The 21364-nt window shown below is 66.8% G+C and carries 39 protein-coding genes; 5 read left to right on the forward strand and 34 right to left on the reverse strand.

The annotated features are described in order from the left end of the window. Positions 1-96: 96 nt before the first annotated feature. From J2853_RS12240 to J2853_RS12330, 19 genes are all read right to left on the reverse strand, one after another. Positions 97-642 carry a hypothetical protein gene (locus tag J2853_RS12240; protein ID WP_307557419.1) on the reverse strand — a complete coding sequence of 182 codons (546 nt, stop codon included), beginning with the start codon at positions 640-642 and terminating at the stop codon, positions 97-99. After that, the gene (locus J2853_RS12245; RefSeq protein ID WP_307557421.1) at positions 642-1043 is read right to left on the reverse strand and encodes a hypothetical protein; all 402 of its coding nucleotides are present in this window, start codon (positions 1041-1043) and stop codon (positions 642-644) included. Before J2853_RS12245 ends, J2853_RS12240 begins: the two co-directional genes overlap by 1 nt. 31 nt (positions 1044-1074) lie before the next feature. Beyond that, positions 1075-1350: a hypothetical protein gene (locus tag J2853_RS12250; RefSeq protein ID WP_307557423.1), complete on the reverse strand. Its 276-nt coding sequence runs from the start codon at positions 1348-1350 to the stop codon at positions 1075-1077. After that, complete coding sequence (locus J2853_RS12255) at positions 1347-2345, reverse strand: helix-turn-helix domain-containing protein (RefSeq protein ID WP_307557425.1); 999 nt, start codon at positions 2343-2345, stop codon at positions 1347-1349. Before J2853_RS12255 ends, J2853_RS12250 begins: the two co-directional genes overlap by 4 nt. 48 nt (positions 2346-2393) lie before the next feature. Continuing rightward, positions 2394-2636, reverse strand: coding sequence for a hypothetical protein (locus J2853_RS12260; protein ID WP_307557427.1), 243 nt, complete (start codon positions 2634-2636; stop codon positions 2394-2396). Then, the gene (locus J2853_RS12265) at positions 2633-3346 is read right to left on the reverse strand and encodes a DUF6248 family natural product biosynthesis protein (RefSeq protein ID WP_307557429.1); all 714 of its coding nucleotides are present in this window, start codon (positions 3344-3346) and stop codon (positions 2633-2635) included. The genes J2853_RS12260 and J2853_RS12265 overlap by 4 nt, the downstream gene beginning before the upstream one ends. After that, positions 3343-3789: a hypothetical protein gene (locus J2853_RS12270; protein ID WP_307557431.1), complete on the reverse strand. Its 447-nt coding sequence runs from the start codon at positions 3787-3789 to the stop codon at positions 3343-3345. Before J2853_RS12270 ends, J2853_RS12265 begins: the two co-directional genes overlap by 4 nt. Continuing rightward, positions 3786-4199, reverse strand: coding sequence for a WhiB family transcriptional regulator (locus J2853_RS12275; RefSeq protein WP_307557433.1), 414 nt, complete (start codon positions 4197-4199; stop codon positions 3786-3788). The genes J2853_RS12270 and J2853_RS12275 overlap by 4 nt, the downstream gene beginning before the upstream one ends. Continuing rightward, positions 4196-4438 carry a hypothetical protein gene (locus J2853_RS12280; RefSeq protein ID WP_307557435.1) on the reverse strand — a complete coding sequence of 81 codons (243 nt, stop codon included), beginning with the start codon at positions 4436-4438 and terminating at the stop codon, positions 4196-4198. Before J2853_RS12280 ends, J2853_RS12275 begins: the two co-directional genes overlap by 4 nt. A 54-nt stretch (positions 4439-4492) precedes the next feature. After that, complete coding sequence (locus tag J2853_RS12285; RefSeq protein ID WP_307557437.1) at positions 4493-5383, reverse strand: SPFH domain-containing protein; 891 nt, start codon at positions 5381-5383, stop codon at positions 4493-4495. Next, positions 5380-5649: a hypothetical protein gene (locus tag J2853_RS12290; protein WP_307557439.1), complete on the reverse strand. Its 270-nt coding sequence runs from the start codon at positions 5647-5649 to the stop codon at positions 5380-5382. Before J2853_RS12290 ends, J2853_RS12285 begins: the two co-directional genes overlap by 4 nt. After that, positions 5646-5969, reverse strand: coding sequence for a hypothetical protein (locus J2853_RS12295; RefSeq protein ID WP_307557441.1), 324 nt, complete (start codon positions 5967-5969; stop codon positions 5646-5648). The genes J2853_RS12290 and J2853_RS12295 overlap by 4 nt, the downstream gene beginning before the upstream one ends. Further along, positions 5966-6247: a hypothetical protein gene (locus J2853_RS12300; protein ID WP_307557443.1), complete on the reverse strand. Its 282-nt coding sequence runs from the start codon at positions 6245-6247 to the stop codon at positions 5966-5968. The genes J2853_RS12295 and J2853_RS12300 overlap by 4 nt, the downstream gene beginning before the upstream one ends. Positions 6248-6258: 11 nt before the next feature. Continuing rightward, positions 6259-6594: an HU family DNA-binding protein gene (locus tag J2853_RS12305; RefSeq protein ID WP_307557445.1), complete on the reverse strand. Its 336-nt coding sequence runs from the start codon at positions 6592-6594 to the stop codon at positions 6259-6261. Between the two features lie 26 nt (positions 6595-6620). Continuing rightward, positions 6621-7154 carry a hypothetical protein gene (locus tag J2853_RS12310; RefSeq protein ID WP_307557447.1) on the reverse strand — a complete coding sequence of 178 codons (534 nt, stop codon included), beginning with the start codon at positions 7152-7154 and terminating at the stop codon, positions 6621-6623. 68 nt (positions 7155-7222) lie between these two features. Continuing rightward, a complete protein-coding gene (locus J2853_RS12315) occupies positions 7223-8905 on the reverse strand; it encodes a recombination directionality factor (RefSeq protein WP_307557449.1) in 1683 nt (560 codons plus the stop codon). Then, entirely contained in the window at positions 8905-9999 is a 1095-nt protein-coding gene (locus J2853_RS12320; protein ID WP_307557450.1) for a hypothetical protein, read from the reverse strand. Before J2853_RS12320 ends, J2853_RS12315 begins: the two co-directional genes overlap by 1 nt. Then, positions 9996-10310 (reverse strand): hypothetical protein, encoded by a 315-nt coding sequence (locus J2853_RS12325; protein WP_307557452.1) that lies wholly within the window; start codon positions 10308-10310, stop codon positions 9996-9998. Before J2853_RS12325 ends, J2853_RS12320 begins: the two co-directional genes overlap by 4 nt. A gap of 35 nt (positions 10311-10345) precedes the next feature. Further along, on the reverse strand, positions 10346-10756 hold the full coding sequence (locus tag J2853_RS12330) for an excisionase family DNA-binding protein (RefSeq protein WP_307557454.1): 411 nt from the start codon (positions 10754-10756) through the stop codon (positions 10346-10348). Positions 10757-11107: 351 nt separating this feature from the next. On the opposite strand from J2853_RS12330, the gene J2853_RS12335 reads away from it, so the two are divergent. From J2853_RS12335 to J2853_RS12350, 4 genes are all read left to right on the forward strand, one after another. Beyond that, positions 11108-11488, forward strand: coding sequence for a hypothetical protein (locus J2853_RS12335; RefSeq protein ID WP_307557456.1), 381 nt, complete (start codon positions 11108-11110; stop codon positions 11486-11488). A gap of 313 nt (positions 11489-11801) precedes the next feature. Continuing rightward, positions 11802-12158 carry a hypothetical protein gene (locus J2853_RS12340; protein WP_307557458.1) on the forward strand — a complete coding sequence of 119 codons (357 nt, stop codon included), beginning with the start codon at positions 11802-11804 and terminating at the stop codon, positions 12156-12158. Positions 12159-12241: 83 nt separating this feature from the next. Beyond that, positions 12242-13171 (forward strand): LuxR C-terminal-related transcriptional regulator, encoded by a 930-nt coding sequence (locus J2853_RS12345; RefSeq protein ID WP_307557460.1) that lies wholly within the window; start codon positions 12242-12244, stop codon positions 13169-13171. Positions 13172-13238: 67 nt separating this feature from the next. Beyond that, positions 13239-13487 (forward strand): hypothetical protein, encoded by a 249-nt coding sequence (locus tag J2853_RS12350; protein ID WP_307557462.1) that lies wholly within the window; start codon positions 13239-13241, stop codon positions 13485-13487. Between the two features lie 91 nt (positions 13488-13578). On the opposite strand, the gene J2853_RS12355 is transcribed toward J2853_RS12350, so the two are convergent. The 15 genes from J2853_RS12355 to J2853_RS12425 form a co-directional block, all read right to left on the reverse strand. After that, on the reverse strand, positions 13579-13890 hold the full coding sequence (locus J2853_RS12355) for a hypothetical protein (RefSeq protein WP_307557464.1): 312 nt from the start codon (positions 13888-13890) through the stop codon (positions 13579-13581). Between the two features lie 5 nt (positions 13891-13895). Next, positions 13896-14492 (reverse strand): hypothetical protein, encoded by a 597-nt coding sequence (locus tag J2853_RS12360; RefSeq protein ID WP_307557466.1) that lies wholly within the window; start codon positions 14490-14492, stop codon positions 13896-13898. A gap of 214 nt (positions 14493-14706) precedes the next feature. After that, on the reverse strand, positions 14707-15090 hold the full coding sequence (locus tag J2853_RS12365; protein WP_307557468.1) for a DUF6283 family protein: 384 nt from the start codon (positions 15088-15090) through the stop codon (positions 14707-14709). Positions 15091-15100: 10 nt separating this feature from the next. Further along, positions 15101-15271 (reverse strand): hypothetical protein, encoded by a 171-nt coding sequence (locus J2853_RS12370; protein WP_307557469.1) that lies wholly within the window; start codon positions 15269-15271, stop codon positions 15101-15103. Then, entirely contained in the window at positions 15268-15459 is a 192-nt protein-coding gene (locus J2853_RS12375; RefSeq protein WP_307557471.1) for a hypothetical protein, read from the reverse strand. The genes J2853_RS12370 and J2853_RS12375 overlap by 4 nt, the downstream gene beginning before the upstream one ends. Beyond that, a complete protein-coding gene (locus J2853_RS12380; protein ID WP_307557473.1) occupies positions 15456-15791 on the reverse strand; it encodes a hypothetical protein in 336 nt (111 codons plus the stop codon). Before J2853_RS12380 ends, J2853_RS12375 begins: the two co-directional genes overlap by 4 nt. Next, on the reverse strand, positions 15788-16303 hold the full coding sequence (locus J2853_RS12385) for a hypothetical protein (RefSeq protein WP_307557474.1): 516 nt from the start codon (positions 16301-16303) through the stop codon (positions 15788-15790). The genes J2853_RS12380 and J2853_RS12385 overlap by 4 nt, the downstream gene beginning before the upstream one ends. Then, a complete protein-coding gene (locus tag J2853_RS12390) occupies positions 16297-16728 on the reverse strand; it encodes a hypothetical protein (protein WP_307557476.1) in 432 nt (143 codons plus the stop codon). The genes J2853_RS12385 and J2853_RS12390 overlap by 7 nt, the downstream gene beginning before the upstream one ends. Next, on the reverse strand, positions 16725-17012 hold the full coding sequence (locus J2853_RS12395) for a hypothetical protein (RefSeq protein ID WP_307557478.1): 288 nt from the start codon (positions 17010-17012) through the stop codon (positions 16725-16727). Before J2853_RS12395 ends, J2853_RS12390 begins: the two co-directional genes overlap by 4 nt. A 20-nt stretch (positions 17013-17032) precedes the next feature. Further along, positions 17033-17710 carry a 3'-5' exonuclease gene (locus J2853_RS12400; RefSeq protein ID WP_307557480.1) on the reverse strand — a complete coding sequence of 226 codons (678 nt, stop codon included), beginning with the start codon at positions 17708-17710 and terminating at the stop codon, positions 17033-17035. Positions 17711-17796: 86 nt separating this feature from the next. Beyond that, positions 17797-18264, reverse strand: coding sequence for a DUF6349 family protein (locus J2853_RS12405; protein WP_307557482.1), 468 nt, complete (start codon positions 18262-18264; stop codon positions 17797-17799). A gap of 76 nt (positions 18265-18340) precedes the next feature. Continuing rightward, positions 18341-18511 carry a hypothetical protein gene (locus J2853_RS12410; protein ID WP_307557484.1) on the reverse strand — a complete coding sequence of 57 codons (171 nt, stop codon included), beginning with the start codon at positions 18509-18511 and terminating at the stop codon, positions 18341-18343. Further along, positions 18511-18900: a hypothetical protein gene (locus J2853_RS12415; RefSeq protein ID WP_307557486.1), complete on the reverse strand. Its 390-nt coding sequence runs from the start codon at positions 18898-18900 to the stop codon at positions 18511-18513. The genes J2853_RS12410 and J2853_RS12415 overlap by 1 nt, the downstream gene beginning before the upstream one ends. A 62-nt stretch (positions 18901-18962) precedes the next feature. Then, positions 18963-19658, reverse strand: a complete 696-nt coding sequence (locus tag J2853_RS12420) for a hypothetical protein (protein ID WP_307557488.1) — start codon at positions 19656-19658, stop codon at positions 18963-18965. 66 nt (positions 19659-19724) lie between these two features. Beyond that, complete coding sequence (locus J2853_RS12425; RefSeq protein ID WP_307557490.1) at positions 19725-20453, reverse strand: DUF2786 domain-containing protein; 729 nt, start codon at positions 20451-20453, stop codon at positions 19725-19727. A gap of 369 nt (positions 20454-20822) precedes the next feature. Between J2853_RS12425 and J2853_RS12430 the strand changes: the two genes are divergently transcribed. Beyond that, complete coding sequence (locus J2853_RS12430; protein ID WP_307557492.1) at positions 20823-21335, forward strand: hypothetical protein; 513 nt, start codon at positions 20823-20825, stop codon at positions 21333-21335. The last annotated feature ends 29 nt before the right edge of the window (positions 21336-21364 follow it).

Consider the following 21364-nt stretch of genomic DNA (forward strand, 5'->3'; position numbering starts at 1 on the left):
GCGGGCCGAGCACCCTAGGGCCTCTGTAAAAACCGGTAACGATGCGGTGCGCGTGCTCTGTCGCCGCCTGTATCTGGCCATCTACCGGGTCTGCGCTCATACCGCTGACCTCCTCACTACGTCCAGGCGCCGGAACTTGGCGTACGCGGCGGTGCCGGCCGCGCCTCGTGATGACGGGTGCAGGTGGGCCAACATCGCTTTCGAGCCAGTGGCCGCGAGGACTCGTTCGACGATCGCCCCGTTGCGGTACGGCCCGGCAGACCTGGCCAGCTCGGGGATGTCCCACGGCGCGGGCAGGCACTCCACGATCACGCCCGGTGCCTCCTGGCCCCAGTCGTAGGCGTGCATGTCGCCGCCGGTCGGGGTGCGCTTCTCGGGGTCGAACCCGACGATGAGACGCATCGGGCCGACCTGATTCCGGATCTCCGTCAGGTCCTCCCGCACCCGGTCGCGGTCCGCTTCCCGCCACCCGGTGTATCCGAGGGTGAACAAGTCCGGTTCGCACCAGTCCGACAGCGCCGCGAAGAACCGGCCGAGCACCAGCCGGGCCGCTTCCGGTCTGACGTCGGTGCCGAACGCTTCGTCGAGGATGAGGCCCAGGTACTGGCGCTGGTCGACGTTGAGCCTTGGTCGCTTCATCATCAGCTTCCTCCGCTTCCGCCGCGGCCGCCGAACCCGCCGCGCTGGATGACTGTGCCCTTGCGGGTGGTGATGGTGACGTCGCCCGGGCGGAAGGTGGTTCCTCCGCTGATCCGGTTGCCACTCGACGAGCCGCCGAATACGTAGACGTAGCCGCTGTGGGAGCCGTCCGGGGTGCAGAACCGGTCGTCGACGATGACGAGGCCTTCGTCCGTCATGCTGTTGGGGTCGACGCAGACGGCGGTAACGGCGTCGTCGTCGGTGTCGTCGTCGTTGATCTCGGCGACCACTGCGGCGCCGATGACGATCGTTGCCAGTGTGCCGATCGCGCCGATCGCCACCTTGCGCGACGACATCCGGCGGCGGCCGTACCCGTAGTCGAAGTCGAAGTCGTCCCAGCTCATCGGTCGCCGTCCTTGTGGGTGATGGGGCGCGTCATGATGTCTCCCACGGCAAGCGCACGCACTCGTCGACGATGACCAGGTACGGCCGCGCGCCCAGGATCCGCTGGCGGTTCTCCTTGGCCACCGCCGCAGGGCCGAAGTGCCAGTAGTCGCCGCACCGGTACGCCCGCAGGTTCTGGCCCGGGTGGAGCTGCCTGGCCGCGAGCTTGGCCACCTTCTTCATGCCATACCGGACCTTGCCGCACTCCCGGCAGCCGCCGAAGTGCCGCGCCGCCTCGGGGGGTCTGAGGCTGGCTTTTCCTCTCACTTCGCTGCTCCTGATAGTTCCGCTAGCAGTTCTGCTTGCGTGTCGGTGTTTCGGTCCTTCTGCGGGCGCCGCTCAAGGGCCCGCTTCATCGTCAGCATGGGGACGCCGAGCCGTTCCGCGACCAGCGTCGCCTCGGTCTCCTCGCTCAGGGATAGGCCCTCGGCGCGCGAAATGAACCGGGCGTTCTCCACGAGCGCCTCCCCGTTCCTCGACGGGACGTAGCCGTCGAGCGTGCCGTGTTCCTCCAGCCACTTCCCGCACTGCCCGCAGTGGCTCCGCCCTGGTCTCACTGAGCGACCACACACGACGAACTCGCACAGCACCGCTTCCCAGTCCGGCCGGGCGGCCGGGTCGTCGATGTTCGCGCCGCCCCACGCCGGCGGCGGCGCCCACTTCCTGCGCTGCGCGCGGGCCTTGGCGCGGCGATTGCCGAATCCCATGAGCGGCTTCTGAGCACTCATCTCCGCGTAGACGGCGATGATCGAGTCCGCCAGGCCCCGGGTGACCCTGGGGTTGTTCAGGACGTCGGTGAGGTTCGTTCGTGTGCTGCCGTTCTGCTGGCCGATGCGTACGCTGATCTCGTCGCTGGTCCAGCCCATGGCGGTCAACGCCTGGACGCGGCGACGCGATCCGGTCGCGTCGATCAGCATGTTTTTCCCGTTCATCGGAGTGACCGCGAAGATCTTCTCTGCGGTGCCCCGCAGCACCCCGGCCTGCTTGCCGTACTGGATTTTCGTGATCGTCACCCTGGTGAGGCCGGACTGGTTGGCTAGGTCCTGCAGGCTCATCGTGCGTCGCAACTCGTTGATGCGCCTGCGCACCGGGGCGGCGTCGACCTTCAGCTTCAGGCCGAGGCGGTACATCTTCTGGACCTTGGTCGCGAGGGGAAGGCACTTCTCGCAGCCGCACAGGTCCTCGGTGTAGCCGGTCAGCGTCCCATGCCGGGCACCTTCCACGTAGGTCCGGGGCTTCCGCACGGTGGTGTTACCTGCCATCGACATCACCCTCCAGGGCTGGGCTGGTCATGAACCCCGCGTCCGTCATCACATGCCTCCCGTGTGGGAGAAGCCGAGAACCATCGCGCGGGCGCTGGCCAGGTCCTGCTCGGTGACGCCGTAGCCCTCGACGATGCAAACGACCTCGCCGTTCCACATGACGGAGTGCCTCGGGAACGGGTAGTCCTGCGTCTTCTTCTGCTTGACGATCTTCTTGCCGTTGATCTTCCGGGGCTTCTTCTTGCGCCGGTTGCTGAACGGGCCGGGGGCGTCGTGCTGGTCGTTGTTCATCGTGTTCCTCTCAGAATGTCGAAACCGGGAAGTGCGTCCTGCTCGCCGCCGGGGACAGCGACAGGAGGCACACGTTTGGGCAGCGGCCGGCATGTCCGGTCGGCCAGCCACACGGCGATGGGCGGGAGGAGCTGGCAGCGCTGGTCGAAGATGGTCCCGCCGTTGAGCCAGCCGTCCGGGATACCGGTGGTGCTCGGGGGCGGGCAGTCGCCGCTCTGCTCCTCGCTGACGTCTTCCTGGCATGGGCACTGCTCGTACCGGTCGCCGTACTGGCGGACCATCCGGTCAGCGAAGGTGCGCGTCCAGGCGTTTCGTCGGATCCAGCCCGCGTTGATCAGCGACAACGGCAGCGTGCCTGCGCAGTCGCACCGGCAGGCCCACCGGCAGATCCGGTCAGCCAGCCACACCTGGGCGACGACCGTACGTTGCGGCGCCCCGTCGATCGTGACGTGCTCGTACCGGTCTCGCTCGGTGAAGCACGCCGGGGCCACCCCCGACTTGTCGGCGATCATCCCCTCGCGGTTCTGGCGCGGGATGGCGTTGCACCTCTCATGCACGCCGCGGCTGCACTGGTGGCAGACGTCGCGCTGGCACTCGCACCGGGTGTAGAAGCCGGGCCTGACCTGGAACTCGACGCGGCGCATGCCGTCCGTCCAGACGTGCTGGCGGATCCAGTCCGCGGCCTCTTCCGGCATCAGCAGCTCGGTCACAGCATGCTCCCGAAGAGGTCGAGCTGGTCGCCGCCGACCGGCGCCGCTTCGGCGGCCCGCCGCTTGGCGGCCTCCGTGCCGACCGGCTGAGACATGTTCGTCTCCCGGTCGACCTCGTAATGCCACTGGCAGATGTCTGCCAGCCGCCCCTGGTAGAGGGCCTGATACCAGCCGCCGTGGAAGGCTCGCTCGTCCGCCAGCAGCTCCCGGGCGCGCTCGATCGTGGGCGCGTGCTCCTCCGAGATCATGCTCGTCCTGCCGCACGTGCCGTACTCGCACCGGGTCACCACCAGCGCGGCCAGCGGCGGCGCGTCCGGGTGCATGGCCGCCGCGAGTTCCCGCGCGTGAGCGACCGTCCGCACGTCGAACAGGAAGCGGGCCTCCGGGGCCGCGTCATACGGGGATTTCACCGCCGCGTCGTAGAGCCAGATCCGGGCGGTCATTGGGCCGCCGCCTTCCGGGCCGCGTACGCCGCTCGCGCGAGCTTGTTCGTGCAGGTCTTACACACCCGCGACCGCCCGCCGGTCATGCTGGTCTTCTTCACGAACTGCTCCAGTGGCTTCTCGTCGCCGCACTCCAGGCATTCGCGGGGCTCGTCGACCAGGCCGCCGTCGACCGGGCTGCTGCGGCGTTCTTCTCGTGTCAGTCCGGCCACGACCAGGTCCGGCAGTTGGTTTTTCCGAGTCGCCTTGGCGTGCTCGCTGCACTTGGCCAGCACGGGGCAGGCTGCGCACACCTTCTTCTGCTGGGCGATGTCCTCGGGCTCCTTGGATCCGAACAGCTTGCCGAGGTTGCCGCACGCGGCATCCCAGTGCCATGCCGGGATCGGCCCGATCACGTTGGGGAGCGTCATCGGCCCTCCCTGTGGTTGAAACGGGCCCATTCCCGCTCTATGCGCCGTTCGTTCCGGCGCTTCCGTACGGCGCGGCGCACGTCCTGGGCGATGCCCTCGCCGACGAACAGCGCGGTGAGAGCCATGCTGATCGCGCCAATGGTGATCAGCGTGTACCTCAGCGGGGACCACACGGAGCTGAGGGCTATCAGGGCGGCCGCGAGTGCCAGCCACACGACTAGGACAAGGTTCGTTTTCAACGTCTCTCCTCAGGGGGATGAGGGCCGCGCCGGGTAGCGCGGCCCTCCCCCGGCTTACTTCTGGCCAGCGTTGACGTTGACGCCGTTGCTGCCGCCAACGACGACCGTTGCCTTACCGGACTCCACAGCCTTGAGCTGCACGTACGCCTCCGGACCGAGGACGTCCACGAGCTTCCTCATGGACTCCAGCTCGGTGTCGACCTTCGTGTTGATCTGCTGCTGGGCGAGGTTTTGCGCCTTCGCGGCCTCGACCGCCGCGAGCGCCTTCACCAGCTCCTCCGGCGGCTCGGGCTTCTGGATCGTCAGGACGATGTCGCCGCAGTCACCGGAACCGGCGTAGCTGGGCTGGCAGAAGAACTGACCGCGCGCGGTCTCCTGGATGTAGCCCCGCGCCAGCTCCCCGACGCGCTTCTCCCACGCCTGCTTCGTCGCCGGGTCGTTGAACAGCTTGCGCCACTCGAACTCCTGGGAAGCGGCGTCGAGCGCCCGATCCAGCGGAACCCGCAGGTAGGTGCTGAGCATCTGGTTCCATCCGGCCTCGCTGCGGTCCAGGCCGGTGCCGTAGAAGAAGGCGCTGAACTTCCGGCCGATGCGGTCGTGGAACTGCTGCAGCGTCTTGCAGTCGGTGTTGAGCGCGAACGTCACCACGCCGGGAACGGTCATCTTGACGTTGTCCTTGGACACGACTTCCAGCGGCTTGGACTCGGCACCCTCAGAGCCGGAGAAGTCGAACGTGCGCTGCCCTGCCGGGTAGGTCCACGAGTTGTCGCTGATGCTGACGCTTTCCCTCTTGGACGGGTTGACGCACTTCTCGAACTTGGTCGCGGATCCCATCGCGCCGTAGTAGACGACCGCCGTCTCATCGGGCTCGGTGTTGACGGAGGCGCACGCCGTGGCGGCGAAGGCGAGCAGCGCGATCAGGGGGATGGTCTTGCGGGGGTTCATCGGATGACCTTCCGAGGTGAGGGGTTGGTGTGGAATGCGCGGACCTGGGCTGTGACGGTCTGCGCGAAGTAGTCGATGTCCTGGTTCTGGATCGCCAGGGCGTACAGGCTGGCGACGAACTCCTCGTAGCGGGTGAGCTCCTCCCGGGTGTGGACGAGCTCCTGCTTGGCGCGGCGGGCGTCCGGGGTGCGGGTCGTCATCCAGACGACGACGACGACCGCGACGGCGACCACAGCGACGACGATCACCGGGATGAGGAACCTCATCGGGTTCCCTCCTCGGCCGCGGCGGTGCCGTCCGCGTCGACTAGGCCGGCGGCGCTGGTTAGCTGGGTGAGCGTCCATTGCCCGGTCAGGTTCATGGTCTGCAGCTCGCCGCATCCGTCGCACCGCTTGAGCACGGCGGTCTGAGCGTGCTGGAACGGGAACGGGGGTAGAGGGGTAGCCGCCAGCGTCTCCCACTGGCACTCGTGGCGGCTGGGTCGCGTGTCGCCAGCAGCGAGCCCGAGGTAGCCGAACACGACGGCGATGCCGAGGACGACCACGACGAAAATGAAGAGGGCCGCCTCCATGGGGCCTTCGATCACTGGACAACTCCCTGTAACTTCCGGCTATCTGTAGTGCTCGCGAGGGGTGCGGCGGTGCCGCCCTCCTGGTCACCCAGGAGAGCAGCAGCCACCTCGATCGTGAGATCCATCCGGCGCGCCTGGAGTGCGCTCCGCAGGTCCCCGATCGTCGGCAGGTCGGCGAGCTGGCCGATCTGCCACATGATCGTGTCGTTGATGTCCTTGGCGTAGGCGCCGAAGGTGCGCCTCCTGGCATCCCAGGAGGCGAACACCCGCACCATTCCGACGCCTCGGAACATTCGTGCTTGCATCAGGGCTTGGCCGCCTTCTTCTGCTGCGCTTCCTTGGCCAGGCCCTCGAAGTTCGGGGAGGTCTTGAAGCGGATCTTCCACGTCTCGGCGACGTTCACCGTCTCCCCGGTGTTGGGGTTGCGGGCGGTGCGGGCGGGCTTGTGAACCAGCTCCCACGACCCGAACCCGGTGATCCGCACCTTGTTGCCCTTGGCGACCTTGTCCTGAATGGCAGCCATAAACGCGACATAGGCCTTATCCATGAGCTTCGGGTCCGCCTTGAACGCCTCCTCCTTGATGTCGGCGATCGAGACGGCGTGGGCGATGATGTCGCCCTTGCGGAGGGTGTCAGCCATGTGTCTTTCCTTTTCTGTGTTGGAGATCAGTTGGCCGGTGTCGGAAGGGACACCGGAGCGGTTGGGGCTTGCGGGAACTGGTGGATCTGGGCCGGTGCGGACTGCTGGGTGTTCAGGACGGCCAGGCCGGTGCTGGAGCAGTCCGGGCAGCCCGTCCCGTTGCACGTCGAGCAGGGCTGAACCTCAGGCGACACCGGGTGGCACGGCCCGTCGAGACGGTGCACCAGGCGCTGGTCATCGGACGCGCCACACGAGCAGGGCCGCCGGAACATGGCGCCCGCCGCGGTCGCGCCCTGCTGCGTGGCGTGGGCCAGCGCCCGGTGCTGCTCCTGCTGCTTCAGGAACGCGATCCTGGCCAGCAGATCCCGGTGGCCACGGTCAGCTTCGTCCCTGATTTTGCGGATCAGTTCGGCCACTTCGCCGAGCTGGGTCAGGTCGTTCGCCGACGAGGGGATCCGGTACGAGCCAATGGCGAGCACCACCTCGTTCTCATTGCGAACGTAAGCGATCTCCTCAGCAACGAGGGGGGTGTACTGCGCGTAGATGGGATGCACTGCCATTGCGGTTCTCCTTGAGAGGGAGGGTTGGTGCCCCGGCCCTGGGTACGGGCCGGGGGTGAAACAGGGGGTCAGTTCTCGGCGCGGGCTTCCTGGATGGCGGAGACCATCGCGTCGTAGGTGCCGTCGTCGCCGTCAGCGGACTCCAGGACGTCGATGGCCGCCTGGACCTGCTCCGGGGTCGGCGGGGCGGCCGCGGTGACGATGTCACCGGTGATGGCGCTGATGTCTCGCAGGACCTCTTCCACGGCGGTGATGCCGATCTGGGCGAACAGGCCCAGCATGTAGTTCCGGCGCGCGGCCGGGTCCTGCTGCTGCTCCTGCTGGGCGGCCTTGGTCTGCTTGGCCGGGTGAGTGATCGGCATCCCCTGCAGGATCTTCATCACCTTGTCGGCGTCCCGCTCCGTCAGGTCCCGGGTGGAGGTGATCGGGCGGCCGACCTTTTCCGTCAGCCACGCCGCCTTCGCCTCCTTGTTCGCGGCAGTGCTGCCCCTACCGGTGTGTGAGGTGATGCCGCGCTCGCCGATCGCGATGTTGAGCGGGGTCAGCCGCGCCTCCGACACCGGGACGTCTTCGGGATCGTCGACGATCTCGGCGTCCTCGATCTCGTCATCCGGAGGGATCACGACATCCTCGGCGGCGCGGCCGGCGGGGGCCTGCACGGTCGGAGCCTGCTCCGCGGGCGGCTCGGGGGCCTGGATCGTCGCGAGGAACGCCTCCAGCTCCTCAGCTGTGGCCTCCTCGATCTTCCGTCCTCGTGTGAAGTCCGTGAACGTGCGGTGCAGCGCGTCCATGTCGCCGCCCGCCCAGGCGGTGACGACGTTCTTCCACGCCTCAGCGATCCGTTCGAGTTCCTTGACCCGTGCGCCTGCCGCCGCCTCGATCTGCTTGCCGGTGGTCGTCCACACGTCACGGTCGGCCTTGGCCTTCCGCCACAGCTCGATCACCGTGTCACGGGTCTGCGCGACACCGATCATCGCGATGTAGTCGGGCTGGTCGGACTTGGCCGACTCGATCGCGAGCCGGTCCTCGCCGTCCCCGGCGCCCAGCTCCGCGAGGGTGGGCGCGGCGGCCATGATGCGCGCCGCCGCCTGCCCGGAGGTCATGCCCCGGATCGACGCCGAGACCTTGGTGTAGCGCTTGACCTTGCCCTTTTCGCGGCCCGTGCCGGGAACAAGCCAGATGGTGATCGGGACCGCCACCTTGTTGCCGAACATGCCAGCAACCATGTCGACGAAGCCCGGCAGCTCCGCCCCGGCGTTCGCCCCTTTGGTCTCCAGCAGCCACGTCCCGATGTCCTCGACCTCGCCCAGCCACAGGTTCATCCGCGTGTAGAGCTTGCACGCCTGGTCCTTCGGGAGGTCGGGGTTCTCCCAGAACCTCGGCCCCCACTGCGCCTTGCACACGCAGGGCCGGTTCAGGTTCTCCACGGTCTCGCCGTTGCAGCGGGCCTGCTTGCCGCCCCGCGACCACTTCTCGTACGCCTGGTCGAGAGGGTCACGGCCGGGCGGGAGGATCGCGTCGAGGGACGTCAGATCGGGGTTCATCAGCCGCCACTGCCTGCCGCCGTCGCCCTGCGGCTTCCACTGCTCGACGTCGCCGCCGTAGACGTCGGCCAGCCCTCGGATGGGCTGCTCGAACTCTGAGGTCGGGATGAAGAACTCCGACGCCTTCGGTCGCCCCTCGTAGGTGCCGAGGCGGATCCGGCCGATCGTGCGGAGCCTGTGCTGCATGCCTATGATGCGACCGCCCATCAGGCTGCTTCCTCTCTGGTCTCGTCGTCGAGGGTCAGGGGCTCGCCGATGACGTTCTTGGCGAGGCCGGTGTTGAACTCCGCGAGGCGGCGAACGATCTGGAACACCTCGTACATGTCGTCGCCGCACCTCGCGGGGTAGAGGTTGTAGCCCTCCGGGCGAAGGTGCAGGATCACGCCCACGTCGTGCCGGGGCGGCAGCTTGACGCGCTCGCCGTCACGGAGCCAGCCCCAGGGGGCCGCCCGGTAGGCGGCCATCTGCAGGCCGGCCGAGGCGTAGACGCCGTGCACGCTGCCGTCGTAGGTCGTGCCGTTCAGCGTGCCGCCGGTCTTGGTGTCACCGGGGAAGATGGTGTCTTCGGGCACGCCGAGCTTCTTCGCGAGCGGCCGGGAGTAGAACAGGTAGTCGAGCGTCCCGGCGAACGGGTCGTCGTAGTTCGCGACGACCATCTCCGAGGCGTAGAAGTCGATCTCCCACTCCTCCACCCACTTGTTGAAGTGGGTGATGTACGGCGCGAGGTCTGGGTTGGCCAGCAGCCGGATCGGCGCGGGCTCACCGAGGACTTTGCACTCGATCAGCTTGTGCACCGCGGACCCGACGTCGGCGCGCTCGTCCTTGCGGCGGGTGGGTTCTTGCTTGAGCCACTTGATGAACTCGGCCCGGTCATCCTCGGTGCGGGAGGCCCGCAGCATGTCGGACACGTTGTCCATCGCGGTCTCGGCGACGACCTTGGCCGCCCAGAACGTCAGCGCCTCGTTGCTGGTGCCCTGGTTGAGGATCGTCGTCACCGACCGCAGCAGCACGCCGGTGGCGGGGTCCTTATAGAACCCGGCCTTGGAGCGGCGCGGGATCCGGGCGGTGAGGATCGGCGCTCCGGAGCCGGTGCAGGGCAGCACGTCGCCCTTGTTCACCTTGTGCTTGCGGATCGTGCCGGTCTTGTTGACCTTCTGGATGGCCGAGCACTCCGGGCAGGGGTAGACCTCGGGGAACACTGCCAGGTCTTCGGCCTCGGGCCAGTCAGTGGCCTCGTCCAGGTCGCTGACAGCGGTGGCCTCGACCAGTTCCTCGATGGCGGGGGCTGCGAGTCGGCTCACAGTCCACGCTCCAGGCGGTACATGGCCTCGGCGTACTCGCCGATGTCCGGGCCTCCCCGCCAGGGGACCGTCCGGGGCTCGTCGGCCTCGATGCTGGCCATCACGCCGAGCGCGGCGTTGATGAGGTTGTCGGCGTGCTCGTCCGCGTGGACGGGCGCATGCCCGTCCTCCTGGAGGAGATCAACGAGGAGTCCCCGCAGCGGAGCGAACGCCGGGCACGTGTAGTGCCGGGCGGCGCGCATGGCGACGATGGCCAGCTTCCGGTCATACGGAAGCTTGTTGCTAGCGATGGTGCTAGCAAGAGCGGTCACGGTGTTCTTCTCCTTATCTGTGGTCGGTGGGTTGGTCACGAGACGGTTTGGGTGGACCGTCGACGCTGGGTGGGTATGTCGGCTTCGGTGAGCTCGGCCTTCGCCATGGCGATGCGTACAGCGAGGTCGGCGAGTTCGTTCCTGCTGTCCTGTATGGCCTGCTGGAGCTGGGCGAGCGTCTCTTCGGCCTCGGCGACCTGCCGGGGCACGAAGCTTTCCAGCAGGTACTCGGTCAGGAGTACCCGTGGGATGCGGTAGCTCCGCTTGCCGGTGGCGATGTAGCTGAGCCGGTTGTCCTGCAGGAGGTACAGGACGGTGCGGGCGGTCACTCCGAGCACCTTCGCGACCTGGTCGACGGTGAGCATCAGCTCGCCGGTCGGCTCGCGGGTGTCAATGAGGTCCGCGACGACCTGCTCCGGCGTTGTTGCCGTGTTTGCGCTGGTCATTGGCACCTCCCGATTGCTTCGTGATCTTCACTTGAAGATCAACGCGACTTCAAGGACGACGTTACACGGTTGTTCGCGAAACTCAAGTCGTTTCGCGAAATTTCGCGAATCTTCGGACAATTACGTTCAGTAACCATCATTTCGCGAAAAGCGTGCCGTTTCGCGCACCAACTGGTACCGTTGCGCCGTGCCGCAAAAACCGAAGATCCCGACAAGAACCGAAGGAAGTAGGTTGCCGTGCTGCCCTCGCCGCAAGACGACACCGCCCTACCGCCCGACGCCGCCCTTATCCAGCGACGACGCACCCAGCGGGGACTCGAAGGGCCTCTAACCGTCACCCGATGTGCTGAGATGCTCGCCACCTACACCACGAAGCCGTTCACCGACCGCACCTGGGCCAACTACGAGCAAGGCAAGAGACCCATCCCCGACCGAGAGTTCGTCCTCATGGGCCTCGTCGTCGGCGCGACCCCGGAAGACGCGGAAGCAGTCGGCCGGGCCGAGGCCGGCAAACTCCTGCGACAAGAGATCGAACGCCGCCGCGCGCCTATCGTGAGCGGCGTACCCAAGGAAACGATCGAGCGGCTGGAACGGGCGGTCCAAGAGATCAACGCTCTGCCCTTCAGCGAAAAGCAGCGGAACGCGATGGTCGAGGTGCTCATGCGGAAGGTGAACCTCATGCTTGACCTCGACCGTCAACAGGTGGACATCATGCGAGACGGAACGCCGTGACATTGCGGACACAGGATTCCGTGACATTACGGACACCATAAATTAGGCAAACTCCAAGGGATCGCCGGTCAACCAAACCCGTGTGTCTCGCGTCATGGCGCCGATATCAGGGCTTTTGTGTGCGCTTGCCGAAGGCGTGCGCTCACATGGCCAACATTAGCCATGACAGGTTTTAGTCATGACATTTACTGGACGAACATGATTCGGACGCTTTACAACTAGTTGTCACGCAGTCCGTGACCATGGTCATGTCACGTCGGCGCACCCACGGGAAACGATTTCCCGACCACGACGATCTCCCTGGAGTACACGCATGTCTAACCTCGGCCGCCTCCGTCTGCCCGCCGCCGCCCTGGCCCTGGCGATAATCCTGTCCGGAGCCACCGCGGCCTACGCCGACGAATCGACCGCCACCCCGATCCCCACCCCCACCATCGCCCCGACCCCCACCCCCACGCCGACCGACCCTGGCGTCACCAAGACCGTGACCACCTCCACCCAGACCGTCACCAACCCTGACGGCAGCAAGGTGATCACGAAGACCCACATCACCACCGTCGTCACCGTCACCACCATCCCGGCGACGGAACCCACGCCCACGGCCACGCCGGGCACCTTCCCGCCCGTGAGCCCGCCCGTGAATGGCACCAACACCACGGGCGGCATGTAACACCCTCTACACCAACCAACCCAGCCGAGGCGGTTCCATAGGGATCTCCTCAACCGGCACCACCCCCTCACAAGGATCTTTTCGTGCCCCTACAGGGAGACAGCCGTGAGCTGCACCTTTATGAATACCTAATCGACAACGGACCCACCTCTGCGGAAGACCTACAAGGCGTCGTGGAGGACCCAGAGCAAACTCTGGACTGGCTACGGGAGAACGGGTTCATCGTCGGTGACCCACCCCGCGCCCGGCGCCCACGTCACGCGCTGAGCGAGGCCCTGGCGGAGGCGGCCGACACCCTGGAACGCCTGACGCATCTCATGCAGAACCTGGACCAGCGCTACGAGTCCAGCGAGCACTACAGGAGCATGGGCGAAACCGTGTCCATCCTGACCAGCCGAGAGGAGGTCACGGACACTTTCGACTACCTGCAGGGCACCGTCAGGCATGAGTGGATGCAGCTCATCACTGGACCGTTCCTCCCTCTCGCTGGACCCCTCCCTCCCGAGCAGAGCACCGTCCCCATCGGCGACCTCAACTGCCGGCGGCGAGTGGTCTACGAGAAGGAGGTCATGTCGAGCCCCTCCGTCATGGAGGGCCTGCGCAACACGATGCGGTGGGGAGGGGCACAGATCCGGTTCACTCCTCACCGGCTGCCGACGAAACTGCTCGTCGCGGATGATGTCGCGCTGACGCCGCTGGAGGAGCGGGGCGGCCTGCCCATGATGATGATCAAAGCTCCTCCGCTCGTCGCAGGCCAGATCGCCCGCTTCGAGGAGGAATGGGAGCGGGCGATCCCGTACAACGCCGACATCGTCCGCGCACCTCAGGAGCTGGGCGTGCAGGACCGGCGGATCCTGCAGCAGGTCGTCGCTGGCGAAACCGACAATGCGATCGCCCGCCTGTGTGAGTGCTCCCCGCGGACCGTGGGCCGGTCCATTGCGCGGATGCGCGAGTTGGCAGGTGTCGGCACTCGGGGACAGCTCATTCATTTCGCGACGAAGAACTGGTTATAGCCGTGATTACCGTGTCCGTTACTGGGGGATTCCTATGCTTCGCGCCGACCGCGCTTTTCTGACGTCCGTGTCCATCGCTGGGTTCTGCTGGATCGCGGCGGGGGTCGCCACCGGATGGGTCACCCTCAGCCTGGAACAGACCACGTATCCCGTGATCTACCTGCTGTGGCTGCACAGCATCGCGATCGTGGCGACCATCAACGCCGTGGCGTTGGCCGCGCTGAGGGCCTTTCAGCGTCAGCTCCGTGAGCCCGATCAGGCGTACGCGCTCGGCCTGGAGCACGGCGTCGAGCTGGCCGGCTCGATAAACCGCTAGGTGCATCACCGCGCGGCACACGAAAATCGGTGAAAAGCAGGAAGCCCCGGCCGGTGGCCGGGGCTTCATTGTTGCGTCTGGGGGTGGGCCTCTACTGCGCCTGCTTCGCCAGCGTCTCGTCGATCAGCTTGCAGACGGCGTGGAGGGTGAGGCCTTCTCCTGCCGGGTCGGCTCCTTGGGTGATCTTCACCATTTGGCGGCGCGTGACCAGGGACTTCTGGTCGCTGCCGGGCACCCCTTCGGGTGGGCCGGATGCGGCGACGAGGGCTTCGTGGAAGACCCTGGTGGGTTCCGTGATGGCCTCGTAGTAGGCGCGGGCCGCCTCCTCGAAGGCCTTCTCCGCGGCGGCTCTTTGCTCGGCAGGGGGGAGCCGCCCGGGGTTCGGCTTCTTCGGTTCCGTCATGAACATCATGATGCCATACCTCGTTTTGTTTTCGCTTCGACCTTTCGCGTTTTGCGTCGTTTGTCCGCCTTCACCAGGGCGGCTACATGATCCTCATACGCCTCATACGTCCACAGGCCGCCACAGCCGCCGACCTCCTCACGGCCGTCACACTCGATGTACCGCTCTCCCGAGACCCGGATCAGGGTCCGCATGTCGCAGTACGGGCACGGCCCGACGAGCTCCTGAACATGCACCGCCCACGGAGCAAGCGAGTGCGCCCACCTCCGCAACGCGCCAATCTCACCAAGCATGTCGTCAATCCATGGCCTCGAGGTGGCCCAGTCGACATGGAGCAGCAGCCAGTGAGCGAGCTCGGCGACGTCGGATCGCTCCGGGTAGACCAATCCGCGGTGCTCGGAGATGAGCCACGCCCAGTTCTTGAGCGTCGACGGGATGGACGGCGGCCCGATCTGGTCGTCGTCGTCGCCGTGGATCGGCGCCGCCCCGTCATGCAGCATCGCCAGCACGTCCAGCCGGGTCGGCGTGCCGGCCTCCCGGGATCCGGACACCTTTTCGCCGCCACCCTGGCCCGGGGCCTTGTGCTGTTCGAGCCACCGCATGAGCAGCGGAGTGATGCTCAGGTCGCGCTGCAGTCTGGTCACGCAGCCCTTGCAGATGAGTCGGCCGTCGTCTGCTTGGCGGGGTTCACCGCCGCCGCCGCAGCGGGGGCCGATACACAGCGGGTTCGAGTTCTCGGGCAACGCCGTCCTTCCCGGTCGGAGCATGAGGGGAGACGCTAGCTGTACCGCGAGCGATACAGCTAGCGTCAACCGCCTACGGTACGTCCTCCCTGGTCGCGACCCCGTTTGCCGCAGCCATCGCCTCGTACGACGGGTACAGCTCCGGCCAGTTGCCGCCCGGCTGCAGCGCGGACGCCGGGATACGACCATCGGACAGGGCGAGCCGCACGCCCAGGTGCTCGAACCCTTCGACGGCGAGCCACCCGGCGCACGCCAGGTCCTCTCCCGTCTTCGGGTCACCGACATGGCACCCGAACATCGGGGTGCCGGGCAGCGGCGGGATACCGGCCGCGTTCGGCCGGCACGTGGCGCGCAGCTCCTCGTATCTCTCGGCGGGGAACTTCCCTGGCTCGGCCGTCACCTGCCACGGGCACGGCCCGCAGGGGAACGTCCGGTGCGGCATTTCGTCGGTGCTCACTGTCGTGCTCCTAGTAGATGGAGATGAGGTAGTTGCGGCGGATGCGTTCGATGTCGTCGGCGTGCCGCTTCCTGTAGTGCTGCTCCATGCCGTTGTGCGGCCCTTCCGGGGTGATGCCGCGTTCGACGTGGCCGCAGTGGAAGAAGCAGTGCACGGCGATCACCTGGAACAGGCCGCTCACTCTTCGTCCTCTCGCATGACCTGGATGAGACCGGCGACCTCTTCGCACTGGCGCTCCAGGGTGCGGCGCTCGCTGGGCGTCATCCCCTGCAGGAGCGCGCGGGCGTGCTCCGCGTCCTGGTTGCCGATGGCCATCAGGATCTCCGACTCGACGAACGGCGTGCCGTACCGCACCTGCTTGTCGCTCATACCGTGGCCTTCTTCCTCGTGTAGGCCAGGCACGTGCCCTTCGAGCACTTGGGCCAAGGTTCCTTCCCGACAGCCTTACGGAGAGCAGGAGCGATCGGCTTGAGGTACCAGCTCATCGCCTCCAGGAGCACCATCAGCGGCACACCGACCGGCCCGAAAGGCTCCCAGCCGTCGACCTCGACCATGACGCGCTTACGTTCGTCGCGGCACGCGTCGCATAGCTCCAGCGGGTCGCAGGTCGTTATCAGCGACCACCGCTTGAGAATGCGGGGGGCGCGGTAGGCGGTACCCGCCGCGTACACCAGGAAGATGACATCCCACTCAGTGATCATCGCGTTGCCTTTCTCGTGCCGGGCCGCTTCACCACGGCGACAGAGAGCCGCTCCACGGTGAACACCGCCCAGAAGCCCCCATCCAGGTCCGCGGTCAGGTCCACCTCGTAGACCGCACGACAGAACGGGCACACCGCCCGCGTGTTGGTGTCCGTGAACTCCCACGTCTCCGGTGCCACGTCCGGGTAAATCCAGACGTTCCGGTCGCAGCACGGTGCCTTGCTGACGAGCGCACCGCTGCCCCGAGGGGCCGGTTCGGTCCACCGCTGAACACGCAGACCCACCTGCAGCCCGCCCGGGGGAAGCGGGTGGCCCGCCAGGACCATCGGCGGCACGGCCGGCGCGGGGTCGGCGTCCTTCCTGCGGCGCCGCTCCACCACGTCGTAGCCAGCACGGTCGAGCGCGGCCACCAGTTTGTCGGCCATGGTCAGCCGGTATTCGGTGCTGGTGGCGTGAGCGACGCCGGTATGGCGCAGCTCATCGGCCAGCACGGAGACCGCCCCGGTCAGCATGGCTCGACCTCCGCCCATTCGATGTTGAAGCGGTCGACGAGCTTCTGGACGATGCCGAGAGCGACGCTCCGGTCCTCGGCCTCGTCGGCGTCCTCGATGTAGCTGTACTCCTGTCCGCCTTCGTTCTTGTCGAAGTCGTAATCGTCGGCGTATTCGACGGCGAACAGCTCCGGCCGGTAGGGCATGTGGTCCTGCCAGGTGCCTTCGTAGTGCTTGGCGTCCTTCTTGGCCTGGTCCAGGATCTCCTGGATCTTGACGCACGCCCGGTACAGGGTGAGGGGGTTCTCGTGCTCGCCATTGACGGTGGTGGCATCGACGTCTACCGTCTCGGCCAGCTCGGCGGGCTCGCCGGGCCGGACCAGCAGCAGCCCGACCACCTGGGCGATTTCGTCGCGGGTGATGTATCCGCTCGCGTCGCCGCTCATCCCTCATCACCTTCAAGGAGTCCGGCGTTCAACGCCGCCTCGGCGGCGAACTCGTTCTGCACGTTCGGGAACACGTTGGCGCAGATGTGCGCGTCGTAGCCTTCCAGGTGAGGCACGAGCGCGACCCATCCCTCATCGGTGAGCTGCACGCCGTGGAACTCGTCCAGGTAGCTGATGAACCAATCGCGGTCCAGGTAGTTGACGGCGACCTCGCCGACTTCAGCGAGGTCTAGCAAGGCCCCCGTCGCGTTCCCGTCGTAGTACTCGTCGATCAGCTTTCGCATGGCCGCATACTGTTCGGGGTTCATCGCTTGATACCTCCGGTGATGGCCTTGAAGACGTCCCGCACGAGGCGGGCGTCACCGAGCGCGGTGTGCCTGGTCGCCGGATCCTGGCTGACGCCGACGATCTCCCATGCCAGCGTCTTCGTGGCACCGGCAAGCCAGTCCTGCACGTACGGGGCGGTCTCAGGGCTGAACGCTTCGTCAACCTTGCCGTCCATCAGGGAAAGGCGGCCGTGGACGTAGCCGGTGAGCATGACCCGGATGTCCTCCATCCGGTGCGATGCGGTGAGGATCTGCCCGTTCTCCCGCAGGAACTTCTCGATGAACCTCCGGTCGAACGCCGGGTTGTTCGCGACGATGATTGCGCCGTCGAGCTGCTTGGCGAGTTCCAGGGCGATCTGCTCGGCGGAGTAGTTGCCGAGCAGATCGCCCTTCCTCCCGGTGATCGAGTCGGTGCAGGCGAGCTGGACGCCTTGACCGACCGGCTTGTCCAGGACGACGGCCCGTCCGTAGTAGCCGCCGATCCGGGTGGCGTTGGGGTCGGCGTAGCGCATGTCCGCCCGGACCTGCCACCACGACTCCTGGTCGCCATCTTCGGGCCGGGTGGTGTTGTAGACGCTTGTGGCGATCTCCCACAGGTCGCCCAGGTCGGGGTCCAGGTTGGTGGTCTCGGTGTCGAGGAAGACGTACTTGGTCATGCGGGTGTCCTTTCGGCTTGGCCGGTAAGGGTTGGGTGTGCCTGGATGTTCCAGGACGGGGTGGCGGCCCACGTGGTGGCGCCGATTTAGAAGAGAGAGGACTGGAGGGGCTTGGCCACCGGGGCGGTCTTCTCGCGGGCCATCCTCATGACGGCCATGCAGTGCCCGCCGCCGGGCGCGTAGCCAGGAACGTGACGGTTACCGCCAGGTGTCCGGTACTCCCGCACCGGACCCCCCCGGTCGAACCATCCCGGCGGGTACGCGACGCGGGCGGCTGCCTCCCACCTCGCGAGCGGCTTGCCCTCGTACGGCCGAGACTCCATCACGGGCATGTCCCGCCAACCGGGATAGGCGTGGTCGCACCCGTCCTCAGCGGAGTCGTTCTCTCGGGACCGCAGCGGCCCCACATCACCGCAGGCGCAGGAGTACCAGTACCGCAGGTGATAGTCCGGGTCCGCGACGGTCGGCTCGAACGGCTCGGGCCTGACAACCGTCCGATAGTGAACGGAGAACCGGCATTCGCCGGTCGGCGCCGTCTGCGGGTCGTCGTCCATGGTGTCCTTCCTCAGAACAGGGCGAAAGGGTGAGGGGTGGTGGCCCGGCCGGGTTGCCGGGCCACCAGGTCAGGGGTCAGTCAGGCAGTTCGATCAGCTCGCGGTACGCCTCCTGGGCCACCTCGATCTGCCGCTCGGACAGGAAGCTGAGCAGGTCACCGTGGTCGAGCTGATCGACGACTTCCGCCGCCGTCATCGCGAGGCACCGCAGCTTGTCCTCGTCGAACAGGTCGGTGATGCGGGCCATCAGTCGCCAGCCTTTCCGCTAGCGTCAGCGGCCAGCGGGCCGGGCCAGGCCGGGCGGGCGAGGTCGGGGCGCAGCCGGCCGGGCAACGTCACCGGGGCGGGCTTCTCCTCCGACTCCGGGTCGACGGTGCTCCAGATGTCGATCGCGGTGGCCAGGGATTCCGCCCGCTCGGCGTTCGTGGCGAACAGCTCGGCCATGACCCGGTAGCCCTCGTTGGTCACCAACGGTGTTTCGGCGCCTGCGGCGTGCGCGGCCTGGTGCTCCTTGGAGGCTTTCGTCATGTACTCGGCGAAGCCACGCAGCGCGGCGATGATGTCGTAGCCGCGGCTGGCGAGTATCTGGTGAGCCCGCTGCATCCGCTGCAGCTCGGCATCGTCGACGTAAGGCATTTCTTGCCTCGTCCTTTCTGGGGTGATGCGGCGGCCGTACGACACGGCCGCCGCGAGGGTGGTCAGGAAGTGGGGGCGTCGACGAGCGTGGCCTCGACGACCGGAGCGTTCTTGGTCCAGTCCTTCCAGTGCAGGTCGTAGATTCCAAGGCGGTTCGGTTCGACGACCCAGGAGCCGTCGCATGCGATTGCGACGATCTGGTTGACCTTCTGCTCGTCGCCTTCCTCGGCGGGCTCGGCAAAGGCGACCGTCCGGTGCGTGGTGTCGTCGTCGGCGGGCACGGCCTTGCATACCGGGCAGGGCACCGTCAGCCATCTCTGCAGCAGGCGGAGATGCTTCACGGAGAAGCTGGCCAGGGCTTCGAGGTAACCGGCGTCGTCGGTGTAGTACGTCCGGTCGCCGATGACTTCCCGGTCGGAGCAGCTGTAGAAGCTGTCGTCGCCCAGGTGGTCCACCCACAGGTCCGGATGATCGTCGAGGTAGGCGGCCAACGCATCCGCCGTCACTCCGACGTGGATCGGGACCTCAAGGTCGAACTGGTAGGTGACCAGTTCTTCGGCCCTCATTCGGATCTTGCGGGTCTCGTGGGGCAGCGCCTCTTTGATGTCGTCGGGCGGGGTCGGCGGGTAGCAGTGGGTGGGGTTCTCCTCGGTGTGATCCCAGTCGTCGGGGCGGCCGTTGTCGGCGTCGTTGCAGATGGGCTTTTTGCACCCGGTGCAGGCCGTTTCGATGTTCAACGTGACGGGTTCGGTGTCCACGCTTCTCCTGGTCTCTGGGTTGGTCAGGGGCGGGCGCCGGGTAGCGCCCGCCCGTCGAACGGTGGTTTAGGCGTTGAGGGCGCGCTGGCCGGTGCCGACGCGATTGCGGTTGCTGCCGCCGAGGTCGGCGCGGTCGCCTGCCTCGCGGCCCGCGAAGTAGGCGCTGGTGTCTCCGACCTTCTGCCTCTTGACCGAGCCAGCGTTGGGGGTCATGCGGTCGAAGTAGTCGGAGACCGCGGCGTCGCGGTCACGCAGGACCAGGTCAGTGGACCGGCCCGCGACGTGCGTGGTCTCGACGGTGGCGGCCTTCTCAGCGTCGCGGAGCTTCTCCCCGACGCGGCTGGCGAACCCGGCCATGAAGCTCTTGCGGGCGGTGGCGAGGCCCTTGCGCCCGGCGGGGGTGACGGTGGCGACTTCCTTGGCCATCTGCAGCGCCAGGGAGGCGTAGAGCATCTGGACGGCGTCGAGGTCGCTCTGGTAGCCGGACACCATCACGTACGTCTTGCCGTCGAGCTTCCACAGCAGGGTGCGGCAGTGCTTGGCGCTGGCGATGGCGCTGAGGAGGGCGCATCGCTCGGCCTGGTGGGTCTTGTCGATGATGAGGGGGATGCTGGCGAGCTCGTCGGTGATTTCTCCGGCGGCGGCCAGGTGGGCGCGTTCGACTCCGAACTTGGCCATGAGGGCGTAGGCGCGCTCGCGGTAGGTCTCGGCTTCGATCGCAGGGGTGCCGGGGTGTTCGGCGACGGCGAGAAGCTTGCGGATGAGTTCGAGCTTCGCGGCGGGGGCGTCGGTCACTGGGTGTCTCCGGTGGGTTGGTGTTAGCGGTTTTGCTAGCGTGAGTTGGGTTTTTCTCACGTTCGCGTGTTGTTCGATCTTGTCTCATCCTCTCATGGTCGTCAGAGTTTCGCAACAACCCTAGGACGTGCTGAAACGCTCTCTGAGCGGCCAAGACTCGCGAAACGTTCCTCCGTCAGCACTCATGATCAAAAACGCTCACGCTAGCACTCAGGCTCGCGCGTAAGCCATCAGCGGCCATGTCGGACACTCCGTCGCGCCCTGGTCAACGGCCCAACCGAAACGCAAGCGGTGTCGCTTGCAGAAAAAACCGAAACGCGGGAAGGTAGAGAGTCAGCACTCCACCCACCAGAGGAGACACGGCCGCCCATGTCCCGCACCTCAGCCACAGCCACCCGCAAGGGCAAGGCGACGAAAGCGGAACCGCAAGCGGCACCTTCTCTGCGCACCAAACGCCGCCAGGACAAACCCACCCTCGGCACCCGCATCACCTACCACACCAACGAACGCCTCACCGCGGCCAACGAACACACCGGCCTCGGCATCAGCGGCATCGTCGAAGCCGCCCTCATCGCCTACCTCGACTTCCTCGGTATCCCGCCCGACGCGAAGCCGCCCCTCAGCCCAGACGGCACCCGGCCCAAGCGGGAACGCAGCATCAAGAAGCGCACCCGCCGCAGCCCAGAGGAAATCGACGACCAGCCCATCGCGCCCCGCATCAGCCACCAGACCAACGACCGGCTCACCGTCGCCTGTATCGAGACCGCCACCGGCCCCCAGGACATCGTGGAAACCGCGCTCAAAGCATGGCTCCGCAAGCAAAACATCCCGCTGTACCCGGAAACTCCCGGCGAACGCAGAGCCCCGAAGAAGCGCACCTGACGCCCCGCCCCACCGGCCCGACAGCGAGG

It is taken from the genome of Streptosporangium lutulentum (assembly GCF_030811455.1).
Taxonomy (GTDB): Bacteria; Actinomycetota; Actinomycetes; order Streptosporangiales; family Streptosporangiaceae; genus Streptosporangium; species Streptosporangium lutulentum.

Bases quoted from the DNA above. Each gene is read 5' to 3' on its own strand.
- J2853_RS12390 (WP_307557476.1), bottom strand. From the start codon at position 16,728: ATGAGCGGCGACGCGAGCGGATACATCACCCGCGACGAAATCGCCCAG.
- J2853_RS12415 (WP_307557486.1), bottom strand. From the start codon at position 18,900: ATGCCTTACGTCGACGATGCCGAGCTGCAGCGGATGCAGCGGGCTCAC.
- J2853_RS12360 (WP_307557466.1), bottom strand. From the start codon at position 14,492: ATGCGGTGGCTCGAACAGCACAAGGCCCCGGGCCAGGGTGGCGGCGAA.
- J2853_RS12260 (WP_307557427.1), bottom strand. From the start codon at position 2,636: ATGAACAACGACCAGCACGACGCCCCCGGCCCGTTCAGCAACCGGCGC.
- J2853_RS12410 (WP_307557484.1), bottom strand. From the start codon at position 18,511: ATGGCCCGCATCACCGACCTGTTCGACGAGGACAAGCTGCGGTGCCTC.
- J2853_RS12385 (WP_307557474.1), bottom strand. From the start codon at position 16,303: ATGCTGACCGGGGCGGTCTCCGTGCTGGCCGATGAGCTGCGCCATACC.
- J2853_RS12405 (WP_307557482.1), bottom strand. From the start codon at position 18,264: ATGGACGACGACCCGCAGACGGCGCCGACCGGCGAATGCCGGTTCTCC.
- J2853_RS12340 (WP_307557458.1), top strand. From the start codon at position 11,802: ATGTCTAACCTCGGCCGCCTCCGTCTGCCCGCCGCCGCCCTGGCCCTG.
- J2853_RS12400 (WP_307557480.1), bottom strand. From the start codon at position 17,710: ATGACCAAGTACGTCTTCCTCGACACCGAGACCACCAACCTGGACCCC.
- J2853_RS12330 (WP_307557454.1), bottom strand. From the start codon at position 10,756: ATGACCAGCGCAAACACGGCAACAACGCCGGAGCAGGTCGTCGCGGAC.
- J2853_RS12315 (WP_307557449.1), bottom strand. From the start codon at position 8,905: ATGGGCGGTCGCATCATAGGCATGCAGCACAGGCTCCGCACGATCGGC.
- J2853_RS12380 (WP_307557473.1), bottom strand. From the start codon at position 15,791: ATGATCACTGAGTGGGATGTCATCTTCCTGGTGTACGCGGCGGGTACC.
- J2853_RS12285 (WP_307557437.1), bottom strand. From the start codon at position 5,383: ATGAACCCCCGCAAGACCATCCCCCTGATCGCGCTGCTCGCCTTCGCC.
- J2853_RS12290 (WP_307557439.1), bottom strand. From the start codon at position 5,649: ATGAGGTTCCTCATCCCGGTGATCGTCGTCGCTGTGGTCGCCGTCGCG.
- J2853_RS12275 (WP_307557433.1), bottom strand. From the start codon at position 4,199: ATGACGCTCCCCAACGTGATCGGGCCGATCCCGGCATGGCACTGGGAT.
- J2853_RS12335 (WP_307557456.1), top strand. From the start codon at position 11,108: ATGCTCGCCACCTACACCACGAAGCCGTTCACCGACCGCACCTGGGCC.
- J2853_RS12305 (WP_307557445.1), bottom strand. From the start codon at position 6,594: ATGGCTGACACCCTCCGCAAGGGCGACATCATCGCCCACGCCGTCTCG.
- J2853_RS12245 (WP_307557421.1), bottom strand. From the start codon at position 1,043: ATGAGCTGGGACGACTTCGACTTCGACTACGGGTACGGCCGCCGCCGG.
- J2853_RS12395 (WP_307557478.1), bottom strand. From the start codon at position 17,012: ATGCGAAAGCTGATCGACGAGTACTACGACGGGAACGCGACGGGGGCC.
- J2853_RS12355 (WP_307557464.1), bottom strand. From the start codon at position 13,890: ATGACGGAACCGAAGAAGCCGAACCCCGGGCGGCTCCCCCCTGCCGAG.
- J2853_RS12240 (WP_307557419.1), bottom strand. From the start codon at position 642: ATGATGAAGCGACCAAGGCTCAACGTCGACCAGCGCCAGTACCTGGGC.
- J2853_RS12375 (WP_307557471.1), bottom strand. From the start codon at position 15,459: ATGAGCGACAAGCAGGTGCGGTACGGCACGCCGTTCGTCGAGTCGGAG.
- J2853_RS12270 (WP_307557431.1), bottom strand. From the start codon at position 3,789: ATGACCGCCCGGATCTGGCTCTACGACGCGGCGGTGAAATCCCCGTAT.
- J2853_RS12310 (WP_307557447.1), bottom strand. From the start codon at position 7,154: ATGGCAGTGCATCCCATCTACGCGCAGTACACCCCCCTCGTTGCTGAG.
- J2853_RS12255 (WP_307557425.1), bottom strand. From the start codon at position 2,345: ATGGCAGGTAACACCACCGTGCGGAAGCCCCGGACCTACGTGGAAGGT.
- J2853_RS12430 (WP_307557492.1), top strand. From the start codon at position 20,823: ATGTCCCGCACCTCAGCCACAGCCACCCGCAAGGGCAAGGCGACGAAA.
- J2853_RS12300 (WP_307557443.1), bottom strand. From the start codon at position 6,247: ATGTTCCGAGGCGTCGGAATGGTGCGGGTGTTCGCCTCCTGGGATGCC.